At 70.3% G+C, this 5,222-nt stretch carries 4 protein-coding genes and 1 pseudogene; 2 read left to right on the top strand and 3 right to left on the bottom strand.

The features are described from left to right. Positions 1-50: 50 nt before the first annotated feature. Together AOK15_RS28720 and AOK15_RS28715 are read left to right on the top strand one after the other, a co-directional pair. Positions 51-2,171: a PTS fructose transporter subunit IIABC gene (locus tag AOK15_RS28720; protein ID WP_055521258.1), complete on the top strand. Its 2,121-nt coding sequence runs from the start codon at positions 51-53 to the stop codon at positions 2,169-2,171. Between the two features lie 181 nt (positions 2,172-2,352). Next, positions 2,353-2,631, top strand: a complete 279-nt coding sequence (locus tag AOK15_RS28715; RefSeq protein ID WP_055521257.1) for a hypothetical protein — start codon at positions 2,353-2,355, stop codon at positions 2,629-2,631. A 43-nt stretch (positions 2,632-2,674) separates the two neighbouring features. Here AOK15_RS28715 and AOK15_RS28710 read toward each other — a convergent pair whose 3' ends face one another. From AOK15_RS28710 to AOK15_RS28700, 3 genes and pseudogenes are all read right to left on the bottom strand, one after another. Beyond that, positions 2,675-3,433 carry a DUF6227 family protein gene (locus AOK15_RS28710; RefSeq protein WP_055521256.1) on the bottom strand — a complete coding sequence of 253 codons (759 nt, stop codon included), beginning with the start codon at positions 3,431-3,433 and terminating at the stop codon, positions 2,675-2,677. Between the two features lie 169 nt (positions 3,434-3,602). Next, entirely contained in the window at positions 3,603-4,823 is a 1,221-nt protein-coding gene (locus tag AOK15_RS28705) for a L,D-transpeptidase (protein ID WP_055521259.1), read from the bottom strand. Between the two features lie 150 nt (positions 4,824-4,973). Then, positions 4,974-5,222, bottom strand: a pseudogene (locus AOK15_RS28700) (hypothetical protein); the annotation flags it as partial.

Genomic DNA, 5,222 nt, shown 5'->3' with positions numbered 1-5,222 from the left:
ACCCCCGCCCACCTCACCCCCCGGGCGATACGCGTGCGAAGGAGCCCGCGATGAGCGAGATGATCACCGCGGATCTGGTCGACCTCGACCTGTCCGCCGAGACGAAGGAAGCGGCGGCGCGTGCCCTCGCCGAGCGCATGGTGGCGAAGGGCCGGGTCACCGACCTGGACGGCTTCCTCGCCGACGTCGCCGCCCGCGAGGCCCAGATGCCGACCGGTCTCGACGGCGGTATCGGCATCCCCCACTGCCGTAGTGAGCATGTCACCGAGCCGACCCTGGCCTTCGGGCGCAGCGCCTCCGGTGTCGACTTCGGTGCCGCCGACGGCCCCGCCGACCTGATCTTCCTGATCGCCGCCCCGGCGGGCGCGGACGACGCCCACCTCACGATCCTCTCCTCGCTCGCCCGTCAGCTGATGAACGCCGAGTTCACCGACGCCCTCCGCGCGGTGGACGACGCGGCCCGCGCCGCCGCCCTCATCCGGGGCGACGCGACGGACGAGAACCCCGAAGACTCCGCGGCGGCGTCGGGCGGAACGGCCTCCCCCGACGCCGCCGCGGGCAGCACGCCCCCGAAGGAGTCCGCGGCCGCGACGGGAGCGGCGGCTCCGACGGCCGCGCCCGAGGCAGCGCCCGCAGCGCCGCAGGCGGCCGCGGAGGACGAGCCCGCCCCGGCCGGCCGCCCCTTCCGGATCGTCGCCGTCACCTCCTGCCCCACCGGCATCGCGCACACCTACATGGCCGCCGAGTCGCTGGAGAACGCGGGCCGGGACGCCGACGGCGTCGAGATCGTCGTCGAGACGCAGGGTTCGGCCGGTTTCAACCGGCTCGACCCGGCGGTCATCGCCGCCGCCGACGGCGTGATCTTCGCCCATGACGTCCCCGTACGGGAGAAGGAGCGGTTCGCCGGGAAGCCCACTGTGGACACCGGTGTGAAGGCCGCCATCAACCGCCCCGCCGAACTGATCGCCGAGGTCCGCGGCAAGGCCGAGCGCGGCGAGGTCACGGCCGCCGCCCGCCCGGGCACCCCCGTGGAGCGTGCGGGCGAGCCCGGCGAGGGCTACGGCACGAAGCTGCGCAAGTGGCTGATGACGGGCGTGAGCTACATGGTTCCGTTCGTCGCGGCGGGCGGTCTGCTGATCGCCCTCGGCTTCGCGATCGGCGGCTACCAGATCAACGAGGCGAAGTCGGTCACCGAGCACTTCGACTGGGGACAGATCGACAGCTGGGGCGCGTTGCTGTTCCAGATCGGCGCCGCCGCCTTCGGCTTCCTCGTCCCGGTCCTCGCCGGTTACATCGCCTACGGCATGGCCGACCGGCCCGGTCTCGTGCCCGGTTTCGTCGGCGGCGCGATCTCCGTGACGATCGGCGCGGGCTTCCTCGGCGGTCTCGTCGCCGGTCTGATCGCCGGTGGTGTGGTCCTCGCGATCCAGCGGATCGAGATCCCGCCCGTGCTGCGCGGCATCATGCCGGTGGTGGTGATCCCGCTGGTGTCGACGGCGGTGGTCGGATTCCTGATGTTCGTGGTGATCGGCAAGCCGATCTCCGAGGCGCAGAAGGCCCTCACCGACTGGCTGAACGGCCTCTCCGGCACCAACGCCATCCTCCTCGGCGTCCTGCTCGGCCTCATGATGTGCTTCGACCTCGGCGGCCCGGTCAACAAGGTGGCGTACGCCTTCGCCACCGCCGGTATCGCCGTCCAGAACCCCAGCGACTCCGCGATGAAGATCATGGCCGCCGTCATGGCCGCCGGTATGGTCCCGCCGCTGGGCATGGCCCTGGCCACCACGATCCGCAAGAAGCTGTTCACCACCGCCGAACGCGAGAACGGCAAGGCGGCCTGGGTGCTGGGCGCCTCGTTCATCTCCGAGGGCGCCATCCCGTTCGCGGCGGCCGACCCGCTGCGCGTCATCCCGGCCTCCATGGCGGGCGGCGCGGTCACCGGCGCGCTGACCATGGCCTTCGGCTCGACCCTGCGCGCCCCGCACGGCGGTATCTGGGTCACCTTCCTGATCGGCAACCCGTTCCTGTACCTGCTGGCCATCGCGGTCGGCACGGTGGTCACGGCCGGTCTGGTCATCGTCCTGAAGGGCATGCGCAAGACCCAGCCGGGCACGGCCGCCGAGGCCGCTCCCGCCGCCGAGACGCAGACGAAGGAGCCGGTCGCGGCCTGAGCCCCGCGACTGTCCGCCGGCCGCAGTCCTCCCTCGTGGGGGCTGCGGCCGGCCGCGTTTCACAGTGAGCCCCATGCGCCCCTTTGGGCGCCTTTACGACCCCTGTGACTTGTAAGCCGTACCTGCGAGATACGTCACCATCCGGGCTCAAAGTCCCCTCTGGTGGTGTCTACTGGAGGGCATGCCTGAGCACGTGTCGATCCTCCCGTTGGTGGGCGTGGCCACCCTCGCCGTCGCGGCGGTCATCTGGGTCGCCGTGCTGGTCCGCGTTCTGCGCCGGGACGGCGAGGCGCATCGCGCCCGTTTCATGGAGTTGGCCCGGCGCCGCGGTGGGCGCCTTCGTGGCCTGCCCCACCAGCGCCGCAAGGGCCCGCACGTCGAGCATGTGGAACTGACCCCGGCTGAGCAGGACGCCTTCGCGTTCCTGGCCCGTCAGTTCACCGATGACCGTCTGGCCTGAGCGGCCGACTCCGGGCCTTCGCGGCCCGGTCCGACCCCGAGCCCTACCCGAGCAACCCCGCCCGGCGCTCCATCGCGTCCCGGGCCGCGTCCTCCGTCGTGTAGACCTCGCACATATGGCGCCCGTCCGGGGTGGCCGTGTGCTCCACCTCCCACAGGGAGATCTCCTGCCCGTCCGTGAGCAGGAACGCGTGCTCGTAGAGCGAGAAGCTCAAGCCGGCCCGACTGCCCCGGCGGGAGCGGCTCGGGCGGCCGAACGCCTGGGTGATCTCATGCGCGAACGCGGTCCGCAGCAGCAGCGTGGCGATCTCGTCACCGGGAGGGTCCGGGTTCTCCGCCCGCCGCAGCAGCCGCCGGGCATGGTCCGCGGAGTCGTCCGGCGTGTACGCGTGGCGCGGTTCGGGGAACGCCGCCAGCTCCACCACCGCGGGCAGCTCGAAATCCGGCGCGTCCGGAGGCAGCGGCAGCCGTGCGGTGGCGGCCCGCAACTCCTCCTCGTCGGTGTACACCTCGTGCTGGGTGTCACTGCCGGGCGCTGTGTTGTGCACCAGCTCCCACAGGGTGACCGCGGAGCCGTCGGCAAGCAGCCATGTGTGCCGGTACGTCGCCCGGTGCAGGCCCGAGCTGTAGTGCGCGGAGTGCAGCGAGCTGTCGTGGGCGAGGGCGCAGTCGAGCTGCCTTATGGTCTCGTCGGGCAGCTCGAAGGAGTTCAGGGCGCGACCCAGGAGCCGCGCGAGGTGCTCCTCCGGAGACTCGGGCGACTCGGCTGGTTCGTACGCTGCCGTCTCGTACGGAACGCTCAAGGTTTCTCCCGGCGTTGCTGCATGTCACCTTGTGGGTGCATACCGTAGCCCCTCGGTCGGACATCATGTCCGGGAACCGAGAAAACGTACGTCCGTGAAACGGCCGGGCCGCGCGGTTCGTTCCCGCGCGGCCCGGCGAAGTCTCTGACGGATCCTCAGAAACCCGAGGTCAGACGACGCTTCCGGCCTTCCAGGCGCTCCAGGACATGTTCCAGCCGTTGAGGCCGTTGTCCGGCGAGACCGTGTCGTCGGGGGAGTTCTTGACGATCACCACGTCACCGGTGAGCGAGTTGTCGAAGAACCACTTGGCGATCGTGTCGCCGTTCGCACCCTGGACGTCCGCCAGGCCGACGCAGCCGTGGCTGGTGCCCTGCCGCCCGAAGGGCGGGTTGCCGCGGTTGTACCAGTAGTTGCCGTGGAGGAAGGTACCCGACGCGGTCAGACGCATCGCGTGCGGCACGTCCGGGATGTCGTACTCCCCGGCGAAGCCGACCGTCGCGCCGTCCATCCGCTTCTCCTTGAACTTCTCCGAGATCACCATCTGCCCGTTGTACGTCGGGTTGTCGGCGCTGCCGGCGGAGATTGGCACTGTCTTGATCGTCTTGCCGTCCCGGACGACCTTCATCGTCTGGGTGCCGACGTCGACAGTGGAGACCTGCGAGCGCCCGACGGTGAAGGTCACCGTCTTGTTCTGCACCCCGTACAGCCCGTTCGCGCCCTCGACGCCGTCCAGGTCGATCTTCATCGTGACCTTGGAGCCGGCCTTCCAGTACTCCTCGGGCCGGAAGTCGAGCCGCTGCGCCCCGAACCAGTGCCCGACGACCTCCTGCCCGCTGCTCGACGTCACCTCGATGTGCGACTGCACGGCCTTCTTGTCCGTGATCGCCTTGTCGAACGTGAACGACACCGGCATGCCCACACCGACCGTGGTGCCGTTGTCCGGCGTGTACGTGCCTATGAAGCTGTTGGCGGTGGAGACCGTCGTGAAGCTGGACTTCTCGGCCGACGTCCTGCCCGCCGTGTTCTTCGCCTTCGCGGAGATCTGGTACTTCGTCCCCCGCTCCAGCTGCCCCTTCGGCCGCCAGGAGCGTCCGTCCGCCGCGATCTCGCCCGGTACCTCGGTGCCGGCCTCCGTCGCGGTCATCCTCACCTCGGTCAGCTTGCCGCCGCTGACCTTCACACCGGTCGAGTTGATCGACGCGCCCGTCGAACCGTCCTTCGCCGAGATCGTGATCCGTGCCACCGAGTCCTTGACCGACGTCTTCTCGTCGCCCCCGCCCTTGTTGTCGGCCTGGGCGTCCCCGCCACAGCCGGTCAGGGTCAGCGCGCCGGCCACCAGCACGGCACAGGCCCCCATCACACGCCGCACAGCAATCTTCGGCCTCGTCACGATCTGCTCCACCCTCTACGCGTCCACGTGATCTACGTCATCCGCTCCCGTACGTGGAGAAAGAGCGACCGGCGGCCGGCAGGGTTCCCGACTTCCGCCCCACACGGCATCACGTGACAGAACCGGGACAATCACCTCCCGCGCGAACCACTACGACCCCCTCAACACCCTGTCCCGGTACGCCTGCCACGCCTCGAACGACGACCGCCCCGACTCGTCGGTGAGAAAGCCCCCCGACCCGGTCTCGATGGCCCTCGCCCCCAACGCGTCCGTCACCGCCAGCGCCGCGCGCACCGCCCCCTCCCCACCGCCGTGGAAGATCAGGCCGACACCGGTGACCGGAGTGTCATCGGCTTCGGTGGCCGTGGTGGAGAGCGAGAACCCCGGCCCCTCGTACTC

The organism is Streptomyces ossamyceticus (assembly GCF_001418475.1).
Classification (GTDB): domain Bacteria; phylum Actinomycetota; class Actinomycetes; order Streptomycetales; family Streptomycetaceae; genus Streptomyces; species Streptomyces ossamyceticus.
Note: the sequence above shows the minus strand (reverse complement) of the source record. Positions and strands in the feature narration are given on the sequence as shown.

Coding starts and splice junctions, on each gene's coding strand:
- AOK15_RS28715 (WP_055521257.1), top strand. CDS start 2,353: ATGCCTGAGCACGTGTCGATCCTCCCGTTGGTGGGCGTGGCCACCCTC.
- AOK15_RS28720 (WP_055521258.1), top strand. CDS start 51: ATGAGCGAGATGATCACCGCGGATCTGGTCGACCTCGACCTGTCCGCC.